Below are 23,113 nucleotides of genomic sequence, written 5' to 3' on the forward strand. Positions count from 1 at the left end.
ACTCGTAATGAAAACTGGTAAAGAGCTTAAACCCGGCACCGTGATCCGTATCGACAACGATCCTTGGCTGGTTCAGAAAGCTGAATTCACCAAGTCGGGCCGTAACAGCGCGATCATGAAGACCAAGCTGAAAAACCTGCTGACCGGCTACAAGACTGAAACCGTCTACAGCGCCGACGACAAGCTGGACGACGTGATCCTGGACCGTAAAGAAGCCACCCTGTCTTTCATCAGCGGTGATTCGTACACGTTCATGGACACCAGCGACTACACCATGTACGAGCTGAACGCTGAAGACATCGAAGCCGTTCTGCCTTTCGTTGAAGAAGGCATGACTGACGTCTGTGAAGCCGTATTCTTCGAAGACCGTCTGGTTTCCGTAGAGCTGCCGACCACCATCGTGCGCGTCGTTGACTACACCGAAGGTTCGGCTCGCGGCGACACTTCCGGCAAAGTCATGAAGCCTGCCAAGCTGGCAAACGGTACCGAACTGCAAGTGGCTGATTTCATCGAAATCGGTGACAAGATCGAGATCGACACCCGTGAAGGCGGTTCCTACAAAGGCCGTGCTAAATAAGCATTGCTTCTGTAACGCCGGATACGAAAAAGCCCGACCATTGAGTCGGGCTTTTTTGTGGCCGAAGGGTTTGTCGATTACCCGTTCATCTCGCGTGTCTCCATTCGCAGGATCGCTTGTCGAACCCACCGATGCCATCGCGGGCAAGCGCGCTCCTACAGGTGACTCGATACCTTGTAGGAGCGCGCTTGCCCGCGATGGCGTCAGATGAATCGCTGAAGATTCATCCGACGTGCTTCGTCTTACTTCAGATGAACCTTCAGCTCTTGGGACGCCTGCAACATCGCAGACCGCACTTCCGGCACCTGGCTGACCACGTTCAGCAGACCGTAGTCGTGAATCATGCCGTTGTAACGCACTGCGGTGACGGGCACACCGGCCTGGTCCAGTTTGCGAGCGTACGCTTCACCTTCGTCGCGCAGGACGTCGGCACCGGCGGTCTGCACCAGCGCAGGCGGCAGACCTTTCAACTGATCCAGCGTGGCGCGCAGCGGTGAGGCATAGATCTCGGCGCGTTGTTTTGGATCGGTGGTGTAGTTGTCCCAGAACCACTTCATCATGTTGCGAGTGAGGAAGTGGCCCTCGGCGAACTGGTCATACGAACCGGTATCGAAGTTGGCGTCGGTCACCGGCCACAGCAGCACCTGGTACTTGATCGCCGGGGTGCCTTTGTCTTTGGCCATCAGGCTGACGACCGCCGCCATGTTGCCACCGACACTGTTGCCCGCTACCGCAAGGCGTTTGCCGTCGACGTTGATTTCCTTGCCGTGCTCGGCCACCCATTTAGTCGCAGCGTAGGCCTGGTTGATCGCGGTCGGGTAGTGCGCTTCAGGCGAAGGGGTGTAGTTGACGAACACCGCTACCGCACCGGAACCCTCTACCAGATCCCGCACCAGGCGCTCGTGCGTCGGGTAGTCACCCAGCACCCAGCCGCCGCCGTGGAAGTACATGAACACGGGCAAGGTGCCTTTCACGCCCGCCGGACGCACGATGGTCAGGCTGATGTTCTGGCCATCGACCGAGATGGTCTTCTGGCTGACATCGGCTTTGGGCAGGGTCAGCTTGACCCCGGCCTGAGCACCCGTGAGTACCGCACGTGCATCCTTGGGCGAGAGCTGTTCGATCGGCTTGCCACCACCGGAATTCAGCGCATCGAGGAACGCCTGTGTGTTGTGCTCGACGCCGGTGTCGGTCGCTGCGAAAGCGTTGCCGACCGAAAGGGCGAGGAGCGAGCCAGCCAGAATCTTGCCGAACGTGTTCATGTTTATCTCCTACGGGGTCGGGTGGGTTAGACGGTTACGTGCAGACGTACGTCAACGTTGCCGCGAGTGGCGTTGGAGTAAGGGCAAACCTGGTGAGCCGCGTCGACCAGCGCTTGAGCGTCGGCCTGGTCCAGACCTGGCAGGTTGATGTTCAGGTCGATGTCCAGACCGAAACCGCCAGGGATCTGGCCGATGCCGACATGGGCAGTGATCGAGGCGTCGGCCGGGATGCTGCGTTTGCTTTGACCGGCGACGAATTTCAGTGCGCCGATGAAGCAGGCCGAGTAGCCGGCGGCGAACAGTTGCTCAGGGTTGGTGGCTTCACCACCCGCGCCGCCCAGTTCTTTCGGGGTGGCCAGTTTCACGTCGAGGATTTTGTCGCTGGAAACAGCACGGCCATCACGGCCACCGGTTGCGGTTGCGACTGCGGTATAGAGAGTTTGCATGATATTTCCTCACTAGATGATGTTGGCGTAGGCCGGTTGTGCTTAGCGCTAAAAGTTTGTGCGCTAAGCAAGTGAGATGAAATGTACTGCGCAAATGTTTAGTGCGCAATATAAATTTCTGAAGTTTTTCAAAAAAATCGTAAGGGGCTGAACTGAATCTATTTAACTGATTGATAAATAAAGATTTATTTTTAATTTTTTGTTGTGCCGTCAAAAGCGAAAGCGCCCGTGAAATCGCATCCGCCGTCAAGCCATGCCCAGACGGCGCTTTCACCACGGATCCTGTAGGAGCGCGCTTGCCCGCGAAGGCATTCATGCAGGCACCCTCGTGATACCTGCGCGGACGCTTTCGCGGGCAAGCGCGCTCCTACAGAGATCAGTGGCAGGGTCGGGCGGCAATAAAAAAGGCCAGCAACAAGGCTGGCCTTAAGTGAAGGAGGGGGTCATCAGATGCTGCCGTGCAGGTTCCCGCGCAACCCCAACAGATCTTTCTGTAGCGCTTGCAGTTGCCGAACACTGATGCCGCTGGCCGCCAGAATGCACTGTGGAATGCTTTGCGCTTTGGTGTGCAACGCTTTGCCTTGCTCGGTCAGGGTCAGCAGGACGACGCGCTCGTCCTCTTTGCTCCGCGTACGGCTGATCAAGCCTTCGGTTTCCAGTCGTTTCAGCAGAGGGGTCAACGATCCCGGATCAGTCAGCAAGCGCGTGCTGACTTCTCCCACCGTCAAACCATCCCGCTCCCACAGCACCAACATGGCCAGGTATTGCGGATAGGTCAGGTTAAGCGCCTGGAGCAGGGGTTTGTACACCTTGGTCATCATCAGTGACGTGGAGTACAGGGCAAAACACAGCTGGTTATCCAGCAGCAAATCGTCGCAACTGCCAGCGCCCGCCGTGGTGGAGCCTTTTTCGGCGTTCATCGGGTGTTCCTCGGTTAATCGGTAGTGATTGGTAATTTAGTGCCATGATCTTTATTGCACCAGATAATTTCGGTAATCGGTCGTCCGGTGTTTTTCTATCGCAATGCCACAGATTGATTCGGGAGACGTTAAAACACGAATCGTGAACCGACTGATCACGTTTCGTTGAGCGTAATATTCGACTGCGGATTTCCCCGCTTCGCCCGACTGCGTAGCATGCGCGCAGGATTAAACTGAGGACCGCGCGTGATTGTCGATGTTGTGATGTACCTGCTGTTGGGCGCTGCCATGGGCACCTTGGGCGGGCTGTTTGGCATTGGAGGCGGGCTGGTGGCCATTCCTGCACTGGGCGTGCTGTTTGGTCTCGATCAGCAATTGGCGCAAGGCACTGCATTGCTGATGGTGCTGCCCAACGTGCTGCTTGCGCTGTGGCGCTACAACCAGCGCAACCGGATTTCGGTGTGCAACGCCATGATGCTGATTGGCCCCAGTTTCTTCGTGTCATGGCTGACGTCGCTGTGGGCGGTGCGGGTCGACGCGCAAAGCATGCGTATCGGCTTTGTTGCGTTTCTCATCGTGCTGACGCTCTTCAACCTGATTCAGATGTACTGGCGCAAAGGCGATGCAGGTCTTGAATTACGTCATCGCAACTGGTTGTGGTTGCTCGGCGTAGGTTCCGGCGTGACGGCGGGGATGTTCGGTGTCGGGGGCGGGGTGATTGCGACGCCGATTCTGACGGGCCTGTTCGGCGCCACCCAAGTGGTCGCTCAGGGCCTTGCCCTCGCATTGGCCGCACCCGCCACGGTGATCACCCTGACGACCTATGCGGTGCATGGCCATGTTAACTGGCTCATGGGCGTCCCGCTGGCGATCGGCGGGCTGGCGAGCATCAGTTGGGGTGTGGCGCTGGCCCATAGCCTCCCGGAGCGCTTGCTGCGGTCGCTGTTCTGCGTGTTTCTGGTGATCTGCGCAATCATGCTGTGCTTCAGGGTGTGACGTCTTTTACAGCTTGAAGCCTTCGGCGATGTGATCGGCCAGGCACTCGGTGATCGGCGAAGGGTTATTGGGGTTGCGCAGCAGAACGATGCTCGCCGAGGGCAGCTGTGGCAGCCCTTCGGCGTCACCCAGAATACGCAGGTCCGAGGTAATCAGGCTTTGCAACTGGGCCGTCACCGCAAGGCCCGCGCTGACCACCGCCATGATCGCCGACAGGCTGGCGCTGGTATACGCCACGCGATATTCCCGACCCGCCGCATCCAGCGCATTGCTCGCCCACAGGCGGCAAAAACAGTCACTGTTGAACATCGCCAGCGGGATCGGCGTCTGCTCGTGCGGGCAGAACCCTGCGGCCTCGGCCCAGACGAAGCGCTCCTGACGCAGAATCTGGCCGATCTCCTTGCCCGGCTCGCGGGTGACAATGCTCAGGTCCAGGTCCTGACGTTGCAACAGCTGCGCCGAGGATTCGCAATGCACCTCCACCTGAATCAGCGGATACGCCTGAGCGAAGCGCGACAGAATGCCCGGCAAAAAGCGCATGACATAGTCGTCCGGCGTGCCGATTTTCACGGTGCCGATCATGTGCGGTTCGCGCAGGGTGTTGAACACTTCGCTGTGCAATTTAAGGATGCGTCGGGCGTAACCCAGCAGCACCTGACCTTCGGCTGTCAGGTTCAGGACCCGGCCGTCTTTCTGGAACAGGGGGCGCTGAACGACATCGTCTTCCAGTCGCTTCATCTGCATGCTCACCGCCGACTGGGTGCGATTGACTACTTCGCCCGCTTTGGTGAAGCCGCCTTGGTCAGCGATGGCGACGAAGGTCCTCAGCAGTTCACTGTCGATACTCGGATAGGTGGCCATTGCATCAATCTCCCAGATGCAGTGCATCAGAAACATTCGTTGGATTGATATTAAGCCCGAGCAGAAAATCTAGCCATCCCCACTTGGAGGGCAAGACGATGAAAGGTCAAAAAGGTTACGTACTGGTACTCAAAACGCTGTCCCATGACTCGGCTGTCGAGCGCGCCTGGCATACTGCGACCTCGCAGATTGCTCGCTGGCGCAAGCTGCATCGCGAGCGCGTAGCGTTGGCCAGCCTGAGCGACGATGCACTCAAGGACATCGGCCTCAGCCGGGCCGATGTCTACGAGGAAATTGATCGTCCGTTCTGGGATGACCCGATGAAACACTGACAGGGCAGGGGGGATCGGGTAGTTTTGCGAATCGATCAGGAGATCCTGAATGCCCGCAGAACTGCCGACCCCATCTCAGCTGTCCCTCAAGCAAGCCCGTCGTGTGGCGCTGGCGGCACAAGGTTTTAATGGCCGCCGGCCACCGGCGACGTTCACGTCCAGCCACGTCACGCAACTGATCGAGCGCCTCGGCGTCCTGCAGATCGACTCGGTCAATGCGCTGGTTCGCTCGCATTACCTGCCGCTGTATTCCCGACTGGGCAACTACCCGCAAAAACTGCTGGATCAGGTCGCCTGGAGTCAGGGCCGGCAACGCAAACTCTTTGAATACTGGGGGCACGAGGCTTCGTTGCTGCCGGTCGAGCTGTATCCCTTGATGCGCTGGCGCATGCAGCGCGCGTCTCAGGGCGAGGGTATTTATCAGCAACTGGCCACATTCGGACGCGAAGAGCGACCGACCATCGCCAGGGTGCTGCAGGCCGTCCGCGATCAAGGCGCGTTGGGGGCGGGCAGCCTGAGCACCCGTCAGGAGCGGGCAGGCCCCTGGTGGGACTGGAGCGCGGAAAAGCATGCGCTGGAATGGTTGTTCGCCGCAGGTGAGGTCACCGTTTCAGGCCGTCGCGGCTTCGAGCGCCTGTACGATTTGCCTGAGCGGGTGCTGCCGTCTTCCATCATCAATCACCCGGACATCAGTGAGGCCGATGCGCAGCGCGGCTTGTTGCTGCGGGCGATCACGGCCCTGGGCGTCGGGACGGAAAAAGACATTCGCGATTATTTTCGTCAGGACCCTGCACCGGCAAAAGCCGGGCTTGCCGAGTTACTGGAAGAGGGGGCGATCGAGAAGGTTCAGGTGCAAGGCTGGAAACAGCCGGCGTATGCGCTGCCTGCACTCAAGGTGCCGCGGAAAATCACTGCAAGCGCACTGCTTTCGCCCTTCGATTCTCTGATCTGGGAGCGAGCCCGCACCGAGCGCTTGTTCGATTTTCACTACCGGCTCGAGATCTACACCCCGGCGCACAAGCGCGTGTACGGCTATTACGTCTTGCCCTTCTTGCACAACGAGCGTATTGCCGCGCGCATAGACCTGCGGGCAGAGCGAGCGGCGGGAAGGCTGGCGGTGCATGCCGTACACGAAGAAGAACCAGGGCTGGACGAGGAAGGCATGCACGCCTTGGCGGCGAATCTGCGGCAACTGGCGGACTGGCTGGGGTTGCCCGACGTCGTGATCAACTGCCAGCGCGCCAGTGCGGCGCGCTTGCGGGTGGCGTTTCTCGCCCAGGGATTAGGGCATCTCTAACCGTTGGAGGTTGGCACCACCCTTGTAGGAGCGCGGTTGCCCGCGATTGCGGTGGGTCAGACGAAGCAATCGTTACAGACAGATCGCAACCGTACGGATTCGGCTCATACCAAACGCGCTTCTACAGGGCTGAATGTTGTTACCGACGCACCTGCTTCAACGTCTCGGCAATCAGAAACGCCAACTCCAGCGACTGATCGGCGTTCATCCGTGGATCGCAATGGGTGTGGTAGCGGTCCGACAAGCCGTCTTCGGTAATCGGACGCGCGCCGCCGATGCATTCGGTGACGTTCTGCCCGGTCATCTCGATGTGAATCCCGCCGGCATACGTGCCCTCCGCCTGATGCACCTGGAAGAACTGCTTCACCTCCCCCAGGATCTGCGCGAAGTCGCGGGTCTTGTAGCCGCTGCTCGCCTTGATCGTGTTGCCGTGCATCGGGTCCGAACTCCACAGGACTTTCTTGCCTTCGCGCTCGACGGCACGAATCAGCCCCGGCAGATGATCGCCGACCTTGTTGGCGCCCATGCGCGCGATCAGGTTCAGACGACCGGGATCGTTGTCCGGATTGAGAATGTCGATCAGGCGAATCAGGTCGTCGGTGTTCATGCTCGGGCCGACTTTCACCCCGATCGGGTTCTTCACGCCGCGCAGGAATTCGACGTGTGCGCCGTCCAGCTGACGGGTGCGGTCGCCGATCCACAGCATGTGAGCCGAACAGTCGTAGAAATCGTTGGTCAGGCTGTCGCGGCGCACAAAGGCTTCTTCGTAATTCAGCAGCAACGCTTCGTGCGCAGTGAAGAAGCTGGTCTCGCGCAATTGCGGCGACGTGTCCATTCCACAGGCGCGCATGAAGGCCAGGGTTTCATCGATGCGATTGGCCAACTGGCTGTACTTGTCCGACAGCGCCGAGTTGGCGATGAAGTCCAGGTTCCACTGATGCACCTGATGCAGGTCGGCAAAGCCGCCCTGGGCGAATGCACGCAACAGGTTCAGGGTCGCGGTGGACTGGTGATAGGCCTGCAGCAGACGATCCGGGTCCGGCACGCGGCTTTTTTCATCGAAGCCAATGCCGTTGACGATGTCCCCGCGATAGGCCGGCAGCGTCACGCCCTCCACGGTTTCGTCGTTGGACGAACGCGGTTTGGCGAACTGGCCGGCCATGCGCCCCACCTTGACCACCGGGCAGCCCGCCGCGAAGGTCATGACAATCGCCATTTGCAGCAACACCTTGAAGGTGTCGCGGATTTTCGCGGCAGAGAATTCGAAGAAGCTCTCGGCGCAATCGCCACCTTGCAGCAGAAACGCGCGACCCTCGGTGACCTCGGCAAACTGTCGGCGCAGCTCGCGGGCTTCACCGGCGAACACCAACGGCGGGTAGCTGGCCAGGGTCTGCTCGACACGCAGCACGTGGTCGGCATCGGGGTACTGAGGTTGCTGCTGGATAGGCAGCGCCCGCCAGCTGTCGGGGCTCCAGGGTTGGCTCATGATGAACTCGAATTCAGTGCGATCGGACGGCCATGGTAGCAGTTCATCCCGATAATTTGCGTGACCTGCCGGGGCTGCATGCCTGACAATCCGCGCTTTCCCGTGCTCTGATCTCTTTAACAGCGCGCGCGGCGGTCTGGAATCTGTGGGAGCGAATTCATTCGCGAGACAGCGGTTCAGCCTACACATCTGTATTGGCTGGGCCACCGTATCGCGAATAAATTCGCTCCCACAGGGTTAACCCCCAAAACTTTTGGCAAGAGAGCAGCAATGACCGAGGAGCGTGTAGAGCGCGTGCTGGCTGAAGTTCATGACGACTTCGGCATGATTCGCGTGCTGGAAGTGGACGATTACCGCTTCCTGGAGTTTGGCGATGCCATTGAGCAGAGCTGCACGTTCACGGCCGACCCGGCGTGGCTGGAGTATGACTACACCCGCGCGATGCTGATCGGTGCGTTGTGCCATGAGTTCCCCGAGAGCGCGCTCTTCATGGGGCTCGGCGCCGGCACGCTGACCCAGGCCTGCCTGAAATTCCTGCCGCTGGACGACGTCGAGGCTATCGAACTGCGCCCGGACGTGCCCCGTCTGGCGATGGAGTACATGGGCCTGGAAGACGATCCCCGGCTTTACGTGCGCATCGGCGATGCTCTGGAACTGCTGCCGACGGCCGAAAACGCCGACCTGATCTTCGTCGACTTGTACACCGACACCGGCCCTGCGGTGGGGCATCTGGCGTGGGGCTTTCTGGAAAAGTGCCAGCAACGCCTCAACCCCGGTGGCTGGTTGATCATCAATCAATGGGCCTCGGACGACGGCAAACCGCTGGGCGCGGCGCTCTTGCGCGGTCTTTACCATCGCCACTACTGGGAGTTGCCTGTGAAGGAGGGCAACGTGATTCTCATCGTGCCGGCTGATCTGGAACAGAGCCTGGACATGGACGCGCTGATCGGGCGCGCCGAAGGTCTGGCGCCGCAACTGGGTTACTCGTTGCTTCCACTCATCAAGACCTTGCGTCCGGCAACCTGATCAACGTCCCGTGAAAACGGGGCTGCGGTCTTCCAGCAGGGCGTTCAAGCCTTCTCTGGCGTCGTCGCTGTCGATCACCCGCCTGACCAGCATCGGCAGCGTTCGCGCCGCGGCCTCCTCGCCTTCGAGCACCGTTTGGCGCGCCGACTCCAGCGTGGCGCGAATGCCCAGCGGCGCGCGATCGGCGATGTGCTGCGCCAGTCGCAGGGCCGACGGCAGCAGTTCCTCGGGCGCCATCACTTCCTGCACCAACCCCATGCGACAGGCCTCGTGCGCGTCAAACTCATCGCCGGTCAACAGCCAGCGCATGGCGTTGCCCCAGCCAGCGATCTGATGCAGGCGCAGCGTCGCGCCGCCGAACGCAAAAATGCCGCGCTGGACTTCCAGGTGGGCGAAGCGCGAATTGCTGGCGCACAGGTTGATATCGGAGGCGAGCATCAGTTCGATCCCCAGCGTCAGGCAGTAGCCTTGGGCGGCGACGATCACCGGCTTGCTGACCCTGGGACCGACGAATAACCCCCAGGGATCGCAGCCTCCCGGCGGCACTTTCCAGCCTTCTCTGAGTGAGGGGCCTGCCTCGACGAGATCCAGTCCCCCCGTGAAATGGTCGCCGTGGGCGAACACCACCGCCACCCGAGCCAGTTCGTTGCGCTCGAACTCGCCGTAGGCCAGGCTGAGCTGGTTGAGCATTTCCATGTCGAAGGCATTGCGTTTGGCGACTCGATCGAGCCCGATAAGCATGATGGCGCCACGCTGTTCCCGGGTGACGTGGCCTTTGATCGAAGAGGTCATGTCCGAATTCCTGCGTGCAGAGGAGAAGTGGAGGGTGGGCTGCCTGACTGATGAGGTGAATCGTTTAAGCCCCCGCCGCCAGTAATACCGGGCTCTTGAAAAATAGACACTGACACAGGTTTGCGCAAAGCCTGTGACAGTTGGACGCAAGGTCTTCTTTCTCTGAAAAAAATCCTCACTTTTTTTGGCAATTCCGGTATAGTGCGCGCCGGCCTTTCATAGGGCCCTCGTCACGGTATGGGTTTGTGAAGCCTTCTTCTCAAGCCGGTTCGGTTACGAACTATCCTTGACGATCCATTCATCAATACGTTTTCGCAAATCCCCGCCGACAAAGCAGCCAGGGTGACTCTAGGGTCTTACACGGCACGCGCAGCTTTGAAGCATGGGTCTTTGCGGATGCACTCAGAGGCAGACCCATGACCCAGGAAACCGGCGGCTTCGCCGCTTTTAATCTCAATCCGAATATTCTTGCAGCCGTCGCCGCGACTGGCTACGAAGAGCCTTCGGCCATTCAGCAGCAATCGATCCCGATCATCATGGCCGGCCAGGACATGATCGGCCAGGCGCAGACCGGTACAGGTAAAACTGCCGCGTTCGCCCTGCCTATCCTGCATCGCATCGATCCTGCCAAGCGCGAGCCGCAAGCCCTGATCCTGGCGCCAACCCGTGAGTTGGCGCTGCAAGTTGCAACCGCTTTCGAAACCTACGCCAAGCAGATGCCGGGCGTTACTGTTGTGGCTGTCTACGGCGGCGCGCCGATGGGCCCACAGTTGAAAGCCATCCGTAACGGCGCTCAAATCGTCGTTGCCACCCCAGGCCGTCTGTGCGACCACCTGCGTCGTGACGAAAAGGTCCTGGCGACTGTGAACCACCTGGTTCTCGACGAAGCCGATGAAATGCTGAAACTCGGCTTCATGGACGACCTGGAAGTCATCTTCAAGGCACTGCCGGCAACCCGTCAGACCGTTTTGTTCTCGGCCACCCTGCCGCAGTCGATCCGTGCCATCGCCGAGCGCCATCTGCGTGACCCGCAGCACGTCAAGATCCAGACCAAGACCCAGACCGTTACCGCGATCGAGCAGGCTCACCTGCTGGTTCACGCTGACCAGAAGACCTCTGCCGTCCTGAGCCTGCTGGAAGTCGAAGATTTCGACGCCCTGATCATGTTCGTCCGCACCAAGCAAGCCACCCTGGACCTGGCCAGCGCCCTGGAAGCCAAAGGCTACAAGGCCGCTGCGCTGAACGGCGACATCGCCCAGAACCAGCGTGAGCGCGTGATCGACTCGCTGAAAGATGGCCGTCTGGACATCGTTGTCGCGACCGACGTGGCTGCCCGTGGTCTGGACGTTCCGCGCATCACTCACGTGTTCAACGTCGACATGCCGTACGATCCGGAATCCTACGTTCACCGTATTGGCCGTACCGGCCGTGCCGGTCGCGAAGGCCGTGCGCTGCTGCTGGTGACTCCACGTGAGCGCCGCATGCTGCAAGTGATCGAGCGTGTTACCGGTCAGAAGGTTGCCGAAGTTCGCCTGCCAGACTCGCAAGCTGTTCTCGATGCCCGCATCAAGAAACTGACCAACAGCCTGGCGCCGCTGGTTGCCGACGCTGAAGCCAGCCACGGTGATCTGCTTGACCGTCTGACCGCTGACATCGGTTGCACCCCGCGTGCACTCGCTGCTGCACTGCTGCGCAAAGCCACCAACGGTCAAGCGTTGACCCTGGCTGCCATCGAGAAAGAACGTCCACTGGTACCGAACAGCGCGCCGCGTGGCGATCGTGCTGATCGTCCATCGGGTGACCGTCCTGATCGTGGTGATCGCGAGCGCCGTGCGCCAATGCCGCTGGCTGAAGGCCGTGCACGTTGCCGTACCGCGCTGGGCGCGCGTGATGGCATCGCTGCCAAAAACCTGCTGGGTGCCATCCTCAACGAAGGTGGTCTGGCTCGCGAAGCAATCGGTCGCATCCAGGTGCGTGACAGCTTCAGCCTCGTCGAGCTGCCAGAAGATGGCCTCGAGCGTCTGCTGGCCAAGCTGAAAGACACCCGCGTTGCCGGCAAGCAGCTGAAACTGCGTCGCTATCGCGAAGACTGATCAGCGCTGAGCTGATCGTCTGAACAAAAAAATCCCCGACTGGTTCGGGGATTTTTTTGTCTGAAGGTTCATGTGGGATCTAGCCGGCTCGCGAAGGATTCATTACATCCACTCAATCAGCATTGGCTGACATCGATTATTCGTGAGCGAGCTCGCCGGTATAGTGTGCATTTCCACTATTTGAGGTGACGCTGATGGTTTGTTTGTCCTAACGTCCAAACTGTTCCGCCTTCGGCGGGTTACTTGAAAAGACCCCAAGTAACCAAGGGTCCTATGCTCCTGGTTGGGCCCGACTTCGTCGGGTTCCTTCACTTCGGCGACGCTCCGTGGGCCCGCGCCGAACGGACATCCATGTCCTGGCGGCGCTCTCGCGGCATCCATGCCGCTCGACCCACTCCGCGCCGCCTGCGTTCAGCCTGCACCCAAGTCGCGCTTTGTGGTGTCTGGGCTGCTGCGGTATGAAGATCAAAAGCCAGAGCGCGCTTTGCGCTGCTGATTGTTCCCACGCTCCGCGTGGTAACACTTTCAATGACGCTCTGCGTCATCCGGGATGTGGCGCATGCTCAGGCTTTGCGGCCTTCAAGAAACGGACTGACACCACTGGTTTAAGAACCATGGAATCTCCCAGAGGTTCTGACCGCTTCGGCGCAGCCGGACGGCTCACCCAAACCTGTAAATATCCATCCCCAACGCGCCCATGGTGAAGCCTTGGTGCGCGATGCTGAATGCACCCCCGCGCCGCGTGCGAAGTAGAGCGGCAGCAGGTGCTCGTCCGTCGGGTGATTGCGCACGGCATTCGGTGCCTGGCGGCGGTAGTCGTGCAGCGCTTCCTCGTCGTTGGCGGCCAGTTTCTCGACCATCCAGTCGCGGAACGCCAGCGCCCATGGCTCAACGCTCTCCGGTCCAGCGTGCCAGTCCAGTTCGCGCAGGTTGTGGGTGATGCTGCCCGAACCAATGACCAGAACCTCTTCCTCGCGCAGGCGGTTCAATGCCAGACCCACACGTGTCTGCAGGGCAGGGCCCATGCGTGAAGGCAGCGAAACCTGAACAATCGGGATGTCGGCCTGCGGGTACATCAGCGACAGCGGCACCCAGACGCCATGGTCGAACGGGCGACGGGTGTCGACCTGGGCGGGCAGATCGGCGGCCGCGAGCATGTCCAATACGTGGCGGGTCATTTCCGGAAGGCCGGGCGCCGGGTATTGCAAGGCGAACAGGGCGGCCGGGAAACCGCCGAAATCATGCCAGGTTTCCGGCTGCGGGTTACCGTTGACCCGTAACTCGTTGCTTTCCCAATGGGCCGACACGATGACGATGGCCTTGGGGCGCGGCAGTTCGGCCGCCAGACGCTTCAATGCCGGGCCGCTCTCGCCGGGTTCCAGCGCGAGCATCGGGGAGCCGTGAGAAATGAACAGGCTGGGGAACATGTCGGGCGTCCTGAGCGTATAAGATAAGCAGCATGATCAGGCAGATCATTGATCTAAATCTAATATAAGTTTTAGTGCCGTTTGATCGAATTATCAGGAGCATTTATGGAGCCGCAGTTTTGGCATGAGCGCTGGGCTATCAATCAGATTGGCTTCAATCAGTCAGAGGTGAATCCCTACCTTCAGAAATTCTGGCCGGAATTGAATCTGAAACCCGGTGAGCGAGTGCTCGTGCCCTTGTGCGGCAAAAGCATCGACCTGCACTGGCTTGATCAACAGGGCTTTGAGGTGGTGGGTGTCGAGCTCTCCGAGAAGGCCGTTCAGGACTTTTTCAGCGAGGCCCGAATCGAGCCTGCGCTGGAAGTGAAAGGCCGGTTCAAGGTCTACAGCCATGGGGCCTGCGAGATCTGGTGCGGTGATTTCTTTGCGCTGACCGCCAAGGACATCGGCAATTGTTCGGCGCTGTACGACCGCGCCGCTTTGATCGCACTGCCGTCTGACATGCGCTGGCGCTACGTTGAGCACCTCAACCGTATCCTGCCCGCCGATTGCCGTGGCCTCTTGATCTCTCTGGATTACGAGCAGTCGGAGATCGATGGCCCACCGTTCTCGGTCCCGGACGACGAGGTGATGCAACTGCTGTCGCCCGAGTGGCGGGTGAAGTTGATTGCCGACGAGGATGTGCTGCAAAAGAGTCGCAAGTTCCTGGATGCCGGCGCGAGCCGCCTGATCGAGTCGGCGTATCGGATGTTCCGGCGTTAATTTCAGGCAAAAGAAAAGGGCGACTCGCGTCGCCCTTTCTCGTTATTGCAGGTCAATCAACATTGCAGGTGAATCAACCGCGACGGCGCAGTGCTTCAATGCGGTCTTCCAGCGCCGGGTGGCTCATGAACAGGCCAGCAAGGCCGTGCTTCAAGCCGCCGTTGATGCCGAACGCGGTCAGGCTGTCAGGCATTTGCACCGGAACGCCTTGTTCCGAGCGCAGACGCTGCAGCGCGCTGATCATCGCACCGGTACCGGCCAGGCGGGCACCGGCATCGTCGGCACGGTATTCACGCTTGCGCGAGAACCACATGACGATGGCGCTGGCCAGGAAGCCCAGTACGATCTCGGCGAAGATGGTCGCGATGTAGTAGGCGATGCCCTGGCCTTCTTCGTTCTTGAAGATGACCTTGTCGACGAAGTTACCGATGATGCGGGCGAAGAACATCACAAAGGTGTTCACCACGCCCTGAACCAGCGCCAGCGTGACCATGTCACCGTTGGCGACGTGGCCGATTTCGTGGGCCAGCACCGCTTTTACTTCATCCGGCGAAAAACGCTCCAGCAAGCCCTGGCTGACCGCGACCAGCGCGTCGTTCTTGTTCCAGCCCGTGGCGAAGGCGTTGGCCTCGTACGCCGGGAAAATCCCGACTTCCGGCATCTTGATGCCCGCTTCGCGAGCCAGTTGCTCTACGGTCTGCATCAGCCACTGTTCGTGACGGGTGCGGGGTTGGGTGATGATCTGGGTCCCGGTGCTCATCTTCGCCATCCACTTGGAGATGAAGAGCGAGAACAGCGAGCCGGCGAAACCAAATACGGCGCAGAAGATCAGCAGCTGATTGAGGTTGAGATCAACCCCGTTGGCCGCCATGAACCCGTTGAAGCCAAAAAGGCTCAGGGTGATGCTGGCAATCAGCACGACCGCAAGGTTAGTGGCCAAAAACAGCAAGATGCGCATCATGGTGTTGAATTTCTCCTCGTGAAGAATGTGTAACGTGTTGCGGGGTATATAAGGTGATGTCGGTGCGTATTCAACCGGGCGACTATTTCAAACTGTGTCGTTTGGCGTCACCAAGGCAATTATGGGCCATTGGCGAGAGGGTGGGGGTAGAGCGATTGTTGCGCGAGCGACGGTGACGACATGGATTGTAGGCGCGCGCTTGCCCGCGATTGCGCTTTGTCAGGCGATCAAGACTTCACAGACAAACCGCAATCGCGGGCAAGCGCGCTCCTACAGGCGCAGCATCACTGCTTGTACGACTTCAGGAAATTGCCGATTCGGCCGATCGCCTGCTCCAGGTCATCCACACGCGGCAGTGTCACCACGCGGAAGTGGTCCGGCCATGGCCAGTTGAACGCGGTGCCCTGAACGATCAGCAGTTTTTCCGAGAGCAGCAGATCCAGCGCGAATTTTTCGTCGTTGTGGATCGGGCAGACTTTCGGGTCTATGCGCGGAAAGGCGTACAGCGCCCCCATCGGCTTCACGCAGCTGACACCGGGGATGTCGTTGAGCAGTTCCCACGTACGGTTACGCTGCTCCAGCAGGCGGCCCGGCGGCAGTATAAGGTCGTTGATGCTCTGATAACCGCCCAGCGCCGTCTGGATCGCATGTTGGCTCGGCACGTTGGCACAAAGACGCATGTTCGCCAGGATGTCGATGCCTTCGATGTAGCTTTGGGCATTGTGCTTGGGGCCGGAAATCGCGATCCAGCCCGAACGGAAACCGGCCACCCGGTAGGATTTGGACAGGCCGTTGAAGGTCAGGCACAACAAGTCCGGCGCCAGCGATGCGGTGCAGATGTGCACGGCGTCGTCATAGAGGATCTTGTCGTAGATTTCATCGGAGAACACCACCAGATTGTGCTGGCGAGCGATTTCCAGCATGCCCAGCAGCACCTCTTTCGAGTACACCGCGCCGGTCGGGTTGTTCGGGTTGATGATCACCATGGCCTTGGTGTTTGGGGTGATCTTGGCCTTGATGTCGTCCAGATCAGGCCACCAGTTGGCTTGCTCGTCGCACAGGTAATGCACCGGGTTGCCGCCGGACAAGGCAACAGCCGCTGTCCACAACGGATAGTCAGGCGCCGGAACAAGCACCTCGTCGCCATTATTCAGCAAGGCCTGCATCGACATCACGATCAGCTCGGAGACGCCGTTGCCCAGGTAGATGTCTTCGATGCCGACACCTTCGACCTGCTTTTGCTGGTAGTACTGCATCACCGCCTTGCGCGCGCTGAACAGGCCTTTGGAATCGCTGTAGCCCTGGGCGGTCGGCAGGTTGCGGATCACGTCCTGCAGGATTTCGTCCGGCGCCTCGAAACCAAACGGCGCCGGGTTGCCGATGTTCAGCTTGAGGATGCGATGGCCTTCCTCTTCCAGGCGCTTGGCGTGCTTGAGCACGGGCCCGCGAATGTCGTAGCAGACGTTGGCGAGCTTGTTCGATTTGCTGAACTGCATGGTGATTGATCCCGAAAATGGACGGTCCGCTGTAGACGAAGAAGGCGGACCGCTGAGCACAACGCCATCAAAATGGATTTGTATGCGAGAAACGCGGGTGACAGACTGGCGTCTAACGAAGGCGCAATCATACGTGCCACCCGATCCGTGGAAAAGACACAGATCGGGCTTTTTCAGTTGTGGAGGTGTACCCGTGGAAAAGCTGGAAAAAACCCTCGAAGAATGGAAACAGATGCTTGATCCAGAGCAGTACAACGTCTGCCGACTGAAAGCCACCGAGCGGCCTTTCACTGGCAAGTACAACAGCACCAAGACCGACGGCGTCTACCATTGCATCTGTTGCAACGAGGCGCTCTTCGACTCCACCACCAAGTTCGATTCCGGCTGCGGCTGGCCGAGCTTCTATGCGCCGATCGAGGGCAGTGCCGTGGTAGAAGTGCGCGACGTCAGCCACGGTATGATCCGTACCGAAGTGGTCTGCGCCAAATGCGACGCGCACTTGGGGCACGTGTTCCCGGACGGTCCTGAGCCAACAGGTCTGCGTTATTGCATCAACTCGGTGTGCCTGGACCTGGTGCCCCGCGAAGCCTGACCGCGTGCCCTGACTGTATGGCCCGGTATCACCGTCGATAATTAAATAGCGCGCCAACCAATGGCGCGCTAATTTGGTCGCTGGATCCTTTTCGAGGCTTCGCCATGAGCGAGACGTTGCTGAACATTCCGGTGCAGACCATCAAGGGCGAGCAGAAGACGCTTGCCGATTACGCTGGCAAGGCGGTGCTGGTGGTGAATACCGCGAGCAAATGCGGTTTCACGCCTCAGTACAAAGGCCTTGAAGAGCTGTGGCAACGTTACAAGGACCGGGGGCTGGTGGTGTTGGGCTTTCCGTGCAACCAGTTTGGTAAGCAGGAGCCGGGCAACGAGGGCGCGATTTCCGAGTTCTGCGAGTTGAACTACGGCGTGAGTTTTCCGTTGTTCAAGAAGATCGACGTCAACGGCGGCGATGCCCATCCGTTGTTCGTGCAATTGAAGAAGCAGGCGCCCGGTCTGTTGGGGTCTGAGCGCATCAAGTGGAACTTCACCAAATTCCTGATCGGCAGGGACGGCAAACTGGTCAAGCGTTATGCGCCGTTGACCAAGCCCGAAGAGCTGAAATCCGACATCGAAGCGTTGTTGAAATAGGAGCCGTCATACGCCTCGAGCGGCAGGCGACTGCCGCACGTTCTAGCGCGTGGCTTGCGGCTTCAGAGTGGGCGTCTTGATCCACTGATCCAGCAGATAGACCAGTTCTTCACGGTGAAACGGCTTGGCGAGGTAATCGTTCATCCCGGCGTTCTTGCAGTGTTCGCGTTCTTCCGGCATCGCGTTGGCGGTCAGCGCGATGATCGGCAGGTCAGGCCACTTCCCGCTCTGGCGTATCAGACGCGTGGCTTCATAGCCGTCCATCACCGGCATGTTGCAATCCATCAACACCAGATCGAAATGGCTGCGTTCCAGCTGCTGCAACGCCTCCGCCCCGTGACTGCTGACGACAACCTCGCAACCCAGCTTGCCCAGCATGCCTTTGGCCACCAGCTGGTTCACCGGGTTGTCTTCCACCAGCAGGATCCTTGCACGGTGTGCCACGGGCAGGCCGTTCGCGGGGTGGTCGCCGGGTTGTTGTTCATGGACCAGCAAAACCCGCTTGAGCGCCTGATGCAAAACGCTGCGGGACAACGGCCGCGCCTGTTGCTGCAGCGGCGCCAGTGACACCACTTGCTGGCCAGGCATGAAGTTGCCATACGCGGTGACCAGCAGAACGGGAATTTTTGTCGCAGGACGAATGCCGATCAGGCATTCAGGGCCGTCGGTGATCAGCAAATCCGGTTGCACATCCGCGGGCAGGTCGGTGGTCGAAAAATGCCGGTACTCGATGCCCCAGTCCGGGAGCTGCCGACTCAACATCTCCATCAGGCCGCTGTTCGCCGCACTGACCACTGCCACTCGCCCGGTAAGCCCGGGCCAGAGGGGCGCCGGTGTGTGCGCAGGCAGTGGCAGGTCGGCATAAAAACGGCTGCCAACGCCCGCAGTGGATTCAATGTTCAACTGACCGTTCATGGCTTCGCACAGATTGTGGGTCAAGGTCAGACCCAGACCCGTGCCGCCATACTGACGGGTGATCGCGGCTTCGGCCTGTGTGAACGGCTGAAAGATTTTCGCTTGCGCGTCCTGGGCGATGCCGATACCGGTGTCGCACACTTCGATGCGGACCTTGTCTTCGTGCTGGCTCAAACGCACGTCCACGCGGCCCGCACGGGTGAATTTGAGTGCGTTGGACAGCAGGTTGCTGACGATCTGGCGAACCCGTGTCGGATCGCCGAGGACCATTGCCGGGAAGCGAGGGTTGATCAGGCAGGTGAGTTCGACGCTCGGGGCGGCATTCTGCGACAGCAGGTTGGCGGTGTCCTCGATCAGCGTGGCGAGGTCAAAGGGAATGCGCTCCAGTTCAAGCTGCCCTGCGTCGAATTTCGACAGGTCGAGGATGTCGTTTAGCAGCTCGACCAGGACCTTGCCCGAGTCATGGGCGATCGACAGCTGTTGACGCTGTTCAGCGCTCAGGGGGCCATCCAGCGACAACGCCAGCATGCCCAGCAGACCGTTCAGTGGCGTGCGGATCTCATGACTCATGTGCGCCAGGAACGCCGAACGCGCATGGGCCATGTCCAGCGCCGTGCTGCGCGCGATCTGCAGTTCTTCGTTGGACTGGCTCAGCCGTGTGTTGCTGGATTTGAGCTCCAGCGTGCGTGCCGAGACAATGTCCTCAAGCTCGTTCAAGTGATCAGTGAGGCGATTCTCGGCGTCCAGCCGACGGCCGAACTCAGAGGCGACATTGTCGAACTGCTGGTTGGCGACTTGCACCAGCACGCCGATCTCGTCGTTTTCATGCCCGTGCGGGCAGGGCAGCGGAACCTGCGTCGGGCTGCGTGAGTCCCGGTCAGCCAGCGCGCGGATCACGCCGGTCAGCGGCTTGGTCAGCGTCAGGTAGAACAACCCCATCAGGATGGCGGCGAGCACGAGGCTGCGAACGAAGCCGTTGAGCAATGTGATCTCTGCCCGTTGCAAAAAGTGGCTGCCGAATTCGAAGGTGTCGACCTCCAGGTACAGCGTGCCGATCGCCTCGTTCGGCATATGGTCCAGGTGCAGCACGTCCTCGAACTGACGGCTTTTACCGAACAGGCGATCGCTGAGCATGCGGTAAGGGTTTTCTGTCGGAGGGCGCGACACGGCCGCCAGGATTTCGTTGTTGTTGTCGATCAGGCGCACACCGACCACCGCGGGCGAGTGCAGCAGGCCCATGGTCAGTTCCTGCGCGAGTTCAGCGTCGATGTTGTAGGCGATGCGGGAGGCGGGGTTGTGACTGATTTGCAGCAAAGAGCGAATTTCACGATCGATGGAGGCATCTTCGCTGGCATAATCGATCGCAATCTGGACGAGGCTGAGCAGGGTTCCCAACAAGAAACCGATCAGAACCGTCAAGCGGGCCTGTTTGAACGACAATCGGTGTGTGACTGGTATATCCATATGGGCACTTGATCCAGAGGGCACTTGCACTTCATGCGTCCGTCGCGGCCAAGCATAGCTGATCGCACACCGGCTTTAACCAGTTAAATCAAGGAGACATTGTGGATTCTCGGTTGAACGCATTTCTGGAACGCGCCGAATCGGTTCTGGCGCGCCTCGAGCCTTTGTTGCCCGCCGTGCGCGAGCCGGTGGACTGGGACAAGGCACTGGCCGCGCGCTGGGTGCGTGAGGGTCGCGTCGGTTATCTGATGCCGCTAGAAGTGACCCTGGACATGCGCCTGTCCGACTTGATCGGCGTCGATCATCAGCGTGATCAGTTGGGCCGAAACACTCAGCAGTTCATCGACGGTCTGCCCGCCAACCATGCGCTGCTGTGGGGATCGCGCGGCACGGGCAAGTCCTCGCTGGTGCGCGCGCTGCTCGCTGAGCACGCCAAGGCGGGTTTGCGTCTGATTGAAATCGAGCGCGATCACCTGGGTGACCTGCCGAGGGTCGTTGAGCAATTGCAGAAGCTGCCGCAACGCTTCGTGCTGTTCTGCGACGACCTGTCGTTCGATTCCGGAGAAGGCGACTATCGCGTGCTCAAGAGCGTGCTCGACGGTTCGCTCGAGCAGGCGCCGGACAACGTGTTGCTGTACGCCACCTCCAACCGTCGCCATCTGGTGCCGGAAAAGGAAAGCGACAATGCGCACTGGCAGCGCGGCGACGATGGCGAGATTCACCCGAGTGAAGCGGTGGAGGACAAAATTGCCCTGTCTGACCGCTTCGGTTTGTGGCTGTCCTTCTATCCCTTCACGCAGGAACACTTCCTTGACGTGGTGGAGCACTGGGTCGGCGAACTGGCCGCCAAGGCCGGTCTTGAATGGCAGCGCGACCAGGCATTTGACATCCTTGCCGTGCGTTGGGCCACCGGGCGCGGTAACCGCAATGGCCGCTGTGCCTATCAGTTCGCCCGTTATTGGGTTGGTTTGAAAATGCTGGAGCAACATCCATGATCGATTTGAATGCAGCGGGCGAAGGCCTTGACGGCTATCGCCTGTTGGCTGCACAACTGGAATCCCTGCTGGCGGACGAGCGCGACTTCATCGCCAACGCTGCGCAGTTTTCCGCGTTCCTTTATACCCAGCTCGACGATTTGAACTGGGCCGGCTTTTACCTCAACCGTGATGAGGAACTGGTGCTGGGTCCGTTCCAAGGGCAAATCGCCTGTGTACGGATTCCGTTCGGCAAGGGTGTTTGCGGAACGGCGGCGCAAAGCCGTGAAACGCAACGCGTGCTGGACGTGCACGCGTTCCCGGGGCACATCGCTTGCGACAGCGCGTCGAACAGCGAGCTGGTCGTGCCGTTGGTCAAGGAGGGGCGTTTGATTGGGGTACTGGACCTGGACAGTCCGAGTCTGGCACGTTTCAGCGAGGCGGATCAGGCGGGTATCGAGCAATTGGCGGCCATCTTCCTCAGGGCCACTGACTGCTGAGGTAAGGCTTGCGACTGTGGAGCGATGATATGCGCTCCACAGTCACAGAACCCTCAGTCGTAAATCGCCTTCTTTTTCCACTCGGCGTCGGTGTCGTCGGCTTTCAGGCCTTCGGTGAGCTCGTTGTGGTCATCTTCGGTCGGTGCAATGTTGTCCAGCACCATGGCATTGGCCCGTGCCAGTTGCCGCTCCATCGCCTGCAGGTGGGTTTTCCACGGCGCAGGTTCTGCCTGGTTCTTCAGGTATTGCACGCCGCGTTCAAACGCAAGGCGCGCCTGGCCGGGCTGCTCCTGGTTCAAGGCTTGCTGGCCCAGGTTATTGAAGAACTCGATGTGCAGCAGGACCAGCATGTTGCGGATCTCGCGAATCCAGTGCTTGGCTTCGGCGGTCTGCAAGGCGCCGTCGTGGGCCGCCCGCGTGACCTGACCATGCATGGCTTCCAGAAGAAAGCGCACGTCCTTGGCTTTGGCTTCTGTCTGAATCGGACTGACCGGGTTGGTGACCTTGATGGCGTCGCCTTGGGCCGCCAATGCCTCGAGCTCGGTTTCGCGTTCCTGAATGCCCGGGTTGTTTCTTCTTTCCAGCGCAATCAAGCGCTTGACCACGTTCAGCTCCAGGCGCACCAGCAACAGCTTGAGTGCCGGGCTCATCAATTGGCCGGGGAAGGTTTCGGACAGTTCGCTGCAACGCCGCAGGCGGTCGTTGAGCTCAACCAGTGTGCGGGCGCGCTCGACCTTCTTGTTTTCGGCTACGTGATTCAGATAGCCCACAGCAATCAGGAGTACGATGCCTGCTACAACCAACAGGGTGATAAAGAGTGGTGTCACCGTACTAGCCTCAATTCAGGTTATTTGCGCCGAGTGTAGTGGCTATGCACTATCGCGGAAAGGGTAATGGTCAGCTGGCTACTAATAGCAGCGAGCACTGACAACTCTGTATCGGCCGTCCATTACCGAAATAGAGGGCGAAGTCATTGATTTGAATAAATTTTCATTGAGGGGTTGACGACCCCTTCAACCATCCATAGAATGCGCGCCACTTGCAGCGTAAAGCACACAGCGAAGCGCGGCAGGGAGTGAATGTTGTAGCGTGTCCCCTTCGTCTAGTGGCCTAGGACACCGCCCTTTCACGGCGGTAACAGGGGTTCGAGTCCCCTAGGGGACGCCATTGCGGGAATAGCTCAGTTGGTAGAGCACGACCTTGCCAAGGTCGGGGTCGCGAGTTCGAGTCTCGTTTCCCGCTCCAATTTTAAGCAGTTTCGCTCTTGAGCGAGGCTGAGTGAAACCAGGAAGCATCTTCGGATGGATTTCTGGAACTGAAACACAACACCATGGTGTTTCAGGC

At 59.7% G+C, this 23,113-nt stretch carries 22 protein-coding genes, 2 tRNA genes and 1 pseudogene; 13 read left to right on the forward strand and 12 right to left on the reverse strand.

Annotated elements, in window-relative coordinates; all coding sequences use genetic code 11:
- Nucleotides 1-7: 7 nt before the first annotated feature.
- Nucleotides 8-577, forward strand: a complete 570-nt coding sequence (locus AB4N84_RS18760; RefSeq protein ID WP_074757663.1) for an elongation factor P — start codon at nucleotides 8-10, stop codon at nucleotides 575-577.
- Between the two features lie 242 nt (nucleotides 578-819).
- Here the strand turns inward: AB4N84_RS18760 and AB4N84_RS18765 are convergent, their stop codons facing one another.
- The 4 genes from AB4N84_RS18765 to AB4N84_RS18780 form a co-directional block, all read right to left on the reverse strand.
- Nucleotides 820-1,839, reverse strand: a complete 1,020-nt coding sequence (locus tag AB4N84_RS18765) for an alpha/beta hydrolase (RefSeq protein WP_083370773.1) — start codon at nucleotides 1,837-1,839, stop codon at nucleotides 820-822.
- A gap of 26 nt (nucleotides 1,840-1,865) precedes the next feature.
- Nucleotides 1,866-2,285: an organic hydroperoxide resistance protein gene (locus tag AB4N84_RS18770; protein ID WP_074757665.1), complete on the reverse strand. Its 420-nt coding sequence runs from the start codon at nucleotides 2,283-2,285 to the stop codon at nucleotides 1,866-1,868.
- Nucleotides 2,239-2,601: a hypothetical protein gene (locus AB4N84_RS18775; RefSeq protein ID WP_460042609.1), complete on the reverse strand. Its 363-nt coding sequence runs from the start codon at nucleotides 2,599-2,601 to the stop codon at nucleotides 2,239-2,241. The genes AB4N84_RS18770 and AB4N84_RS18775 overlap by 47 nt, the downstream gene beginning before the upstream one ends.
- A 130-nt stretch (nucleotides 2,602-2,731) precedes the next feature.
- Nucleotides 2,732-3,205, reverse strand: a complete 474-nt coding sequence (locus AB4N84_RS18780; protein ID WP_460042611.1) for a MarR family winged helix-turn-helix transcriptional regulator — start codon at nucleotides 3,203-3,205, stop codon at nucleotides 2,732-2,734.
- A gap of 264 nt (nucleotides 3,206-3,469) precedes the next feature.
- On the opposite strand from AB4N84_RS18780, the gene AB4N84_RS18785 reads away from it, so the two are divergent.
- Entirely contained in the window at nucleotides 3,470-4,201 is a 732-nt protein-coding gene (locus AB4N84_RS18785) for a sulfite exporter TauE/SafE family protein (RefSeq protein ID WP_460047063.1), read from the forward strand.
- Nucleotides 4,202-4,207: 6 nt separating this feature from the next.
- Here the strand turns inward: AB4N84_RS18785 and AB4N84_RS18790 are convergent, their stop codons facing one another.
- Nucleotides 4,208-5,062 carry a LysR substrate-binding domain-containing protein gene (locus tag AB4N84_RS18790; RefSeq protein WP_208605213.1) on the reverse strand — a complete coding sequence of 285 codons (855 nt, stop codon included), beginning with the start codon at nucleotides 5,060-5,062 and terminating at the stop codon, nucleotides 4,208-4,210.
- A gap of 98 nt (nucleotides 5,063-5,160) precedes the next feature.
- On the opposite strand from AB4N84_RS18790, the gene AB4N84_RS18795 reads away from it, so the two are divergent.
- Together AB4N84_RS18795 and AB4N84_RS18800 are read left to right on the forward strand one after the other, a co-directional pair.
- Nucleotides 5,161-5,394, forward strand: coding sequence for a DUF1127 domain-containing protein (locus tag AB4N84_RS18795; protein ID WP_460042613.1), 234 nt, complete (start codon nucleotides 5,161-5,163; stop codon nucleotides 5,392-5,394).
- 49 nt (nucleotides 5,395-5,443) lie between these two features.
- Nucleotides 5,444-6,691 carry a winged helix-turn-helix domain-containing protein gene (locus AB4N84_RS18800; RefSeq protein ID WP_460042614.1) on the forward strand — a complete coding sequence of 416 codons (1,248 nt, stop codon included), beginning with the start codon at nucleotides 5,444-5,446 and terminating at the stop codon, nucleotides 6,689-6,691.
- Nucleotides 6,692-6,830: 139 nt separating this feature from the next.
- Here AB4N84_RS18800 and AB4N84_RS18805 read toward each other — a convergent pair whose 3' ends face one another.
- Nucleotides 6,831-8,177 (reverse strand): class II 3-deoxy-7-phosphoheptulonate synthase, encoded by a 1,347-nt coding sequence (locus AB4N84_RS18805; RefSeq protein ID WP_460042616.1) that lies wholly within the window; start codon nucleotides 8,175-8,177, stop codon nucleotides 6,831-6,833.
- Between the two features lie 270 nt (nucleotides 8,178-8,447).
- On the opposite strand from AB4N84_RS18805, the gene AB4N84_RS18810 reads away from it, so the two are divergent.
- Entirely contained in the window at nucleotides 8,448-9,203 is a 756-nt protein-coding gene (locus AB4N84_RS18810; protein WP_074757677.1) for a spermidine synthase, read from the forward strand.
- Here the strand turns inward: AB4N84_RS18810 and AB4N84_RS18815 are convergent, their stop codons facing one another.
- Nucleotides 9,204-9,995, reverse strand: coding sequence for a crotonase/enoyl-CoA hydratase family protein (locus AB4N84_RS18815; protein ID WP_074757679.1), 792 nt, complete (start codon nucleotides 9,993-9,995; stop codon nucleotides 9,204-9,206).
- A 416-nt stretch (nucleotides 9,996-10,411) separates the two neighbouring features.
- Here AB4N84_RS18815 and AB4N84_RS18820 point away from each other — a divergent pair, with 416 nt between their 5' ends.
- Complete coding sequence (locus tag AB4N84_RS18820; RefSeq protein ID WP_074757681.1) at nucleotides 10,412-12,088, forward strand: DEAD/DEAH box helicase; 1,677 nt, start codon at nucleotides 10,412-10,414, stop codon at nucleotides 12,086-12,088.
- A 660-nt stretch (nucleotides 12,089-12,748) separates the two neighbouring features.
- On the opposite strand, the pseudogene AB4N84_RS18825 reads toward AB4N84_RS18820, so the two are convergent.
- Nucleotides 12,749-13,515, reverse strand: a pseudogene (locus AB4N84_RS18825) (DODA-type extradiol aromatic ring-opening family dioxygenase).
- A 105-nt stretch (nucleotides 13,516-13,620) separates the two neighbouring features.
- Here AB4N84_RS18825 and AB4N84_RS18830 point away from each other — a divergent pair.
- Nucleotides 13,621-14,277, forward strand: coding sequence for a thiopurine S-methyltransferase (locus tag AB4N84_RS18830; RefSeq protein ID WP_460042618.1), 657 nt, complete (start codon nucleotides 13,621-13,623; stop codon nucleotides 14,275-14,277).
- A gap of 73 nt (nucleotides 14,278-14,350) precedes the next feature.
- Here the strand turns inward: AB4N84_RS18830 and htpX are convergent, their stop codons facing one another.
- Together htpX and AB4N84_RS18840 are read right to left on the reverse strand one after the other, a co-directional pair.
- A complete protein-coding gene (gene htpX, locus AB4N84_RS18835) occupies nucleotides 14,351-15,238 on the reverse strand; it encodes a protease HtpX (protein ID WP_062380349.1) in 888 nt (295 codons plus the stop codon).
- 284 nt (nucleotides 15,239-15,522) lie between these two features.
- Entirely contained in the window at nucleotides 15,523-16,734 is a 1,212-nt protein-coding gene (locus tag AB4N84_RS18840; RefSeq protein WP_074757687.1) for a pyridoxal phosphate-dependent aminotransferase, read from the reverse strand.
- A gap of 193 nt (nucleotides 16,735-16,927) precedes the next feature.
- On the opposite strand from AB4N84_RS18840, the gene msrB reads away from it, so the two are divergent.
- Both msrB and AB4N84_RS18850 read left to right on the forward strand, forming a co-directional pair.
- Nucleotides 16,928-17,326, forward strand: coding sequence for a peptide-methionine (R)-S-oxide reductase MsrB (gene msrB, locus AB4N84_RS18845; protein ID WP_074757689.1), 399 nt, complete (start codon nucleotides 16,928-16,930; stop codon nucleotides 17,324-17,326).
- Nucleotides 17,327-17,430: 104 nt separating this feature from the next.
- A complete protein-coding gene (locus AB4N84_RS18850; RefSeq protein WP_074757691.1) occupies nucleotides 17,431-17,916 on the forward strand; it encodes a glutathione peroxidase in 486 nt (161 codons plus the stop codon).
- Nucleotides 17,917-17,958: 42 nt separating this feature from the next.
- Here the strand turns inward: AB4N84_RS18850 and AB4N84_RS18855 are convergent, their stop codons facing one another.
- Nucleotides 17,959-20,295 (reverse strand): hybrid sensor histidine kinase/response regulator, encoded by a 2,337-nt coding sequence (locus tag AB4N84_RS18855; RefSeq protein ID WP_460042620.1) that lies wholly within the window; start codon nucleotides 20,293-20,295, stop codon nucleotides 17,959-17,961.
- A gap of 101 nt (nucleotides 20,296-20,396) precedes the next feature.
- Between AB4N84_RS18855 and AB4N84_RS18860 the strand changes: the two genes are divergently transcribed.
- Nucleotides 20,397-21,290 (forward strand): ATP-binding protein, encoded by an 894-nt coding sequence (locus AB4N84_RS18860; protein ID WP_074757695.1) that lies wholly within the window; start codon nucleotides 20,397-20,399, stop codon nucleotides 21,288-21,290.
- Nucleotides 21,287-21,769 carry a GAF domain-containing protein gene (locus AB4N84_RS18865; protein ID WP_074757697.1) on the forward strand — a complete coding sequence of 161 codons (483 nt, stop codon included), beginning with the start codon at nucleotides 21,287-21,289 and terminating at the stop codon, nucleotides 21,767-21,769. Before AB4N84_RS18860 ends, AB4N84_RS18865 begins: the two co-directional genes overlap by 4 nt.
- A 53-nt stretch (nucleotides 21,770-21,822) precedes the next feature.
- Here AB4N84_RS18865 and AB4N84_RS18870 read toward each other — a convergent pair whose 3' ends face one another.
- The gene (locus AB4N84_RS18870; RefSeq protein ID WP_460042621.1) at nucleotides 21,823-22,596 is read right to left on the reverse strand and encodes a hypothetical protein; all 774 of its coding nucleotides are present in this window, start codon (nucleotides 22,594-22,596) and stop codon (nucleotides 21,823-21,825) included.
- A gap of 264 nt (nucleotides 22,597-22,860) precedes the next feature.
- Here AB4N84_RS18870 and AB4N84_RS18875 point away from each other — a divergent pair.
- Nucleotides 22,861-22,936 (forward strand) — tRNA-Glu (locus AB4N84_RS18875).
- Between the two features lie 2 nt (nucleotides 22,937-22,938).
- Nucleotides 22,939-23,014 (forward strand) — tRNA-Gly (locus AB4N84_RS18880).
- Nucleotides 23,015-23,113: the final 99 nt, after the last annotated feature.

This window comes from Pseudomonas sp. S2_H01, from assembly GCF_054668305.1.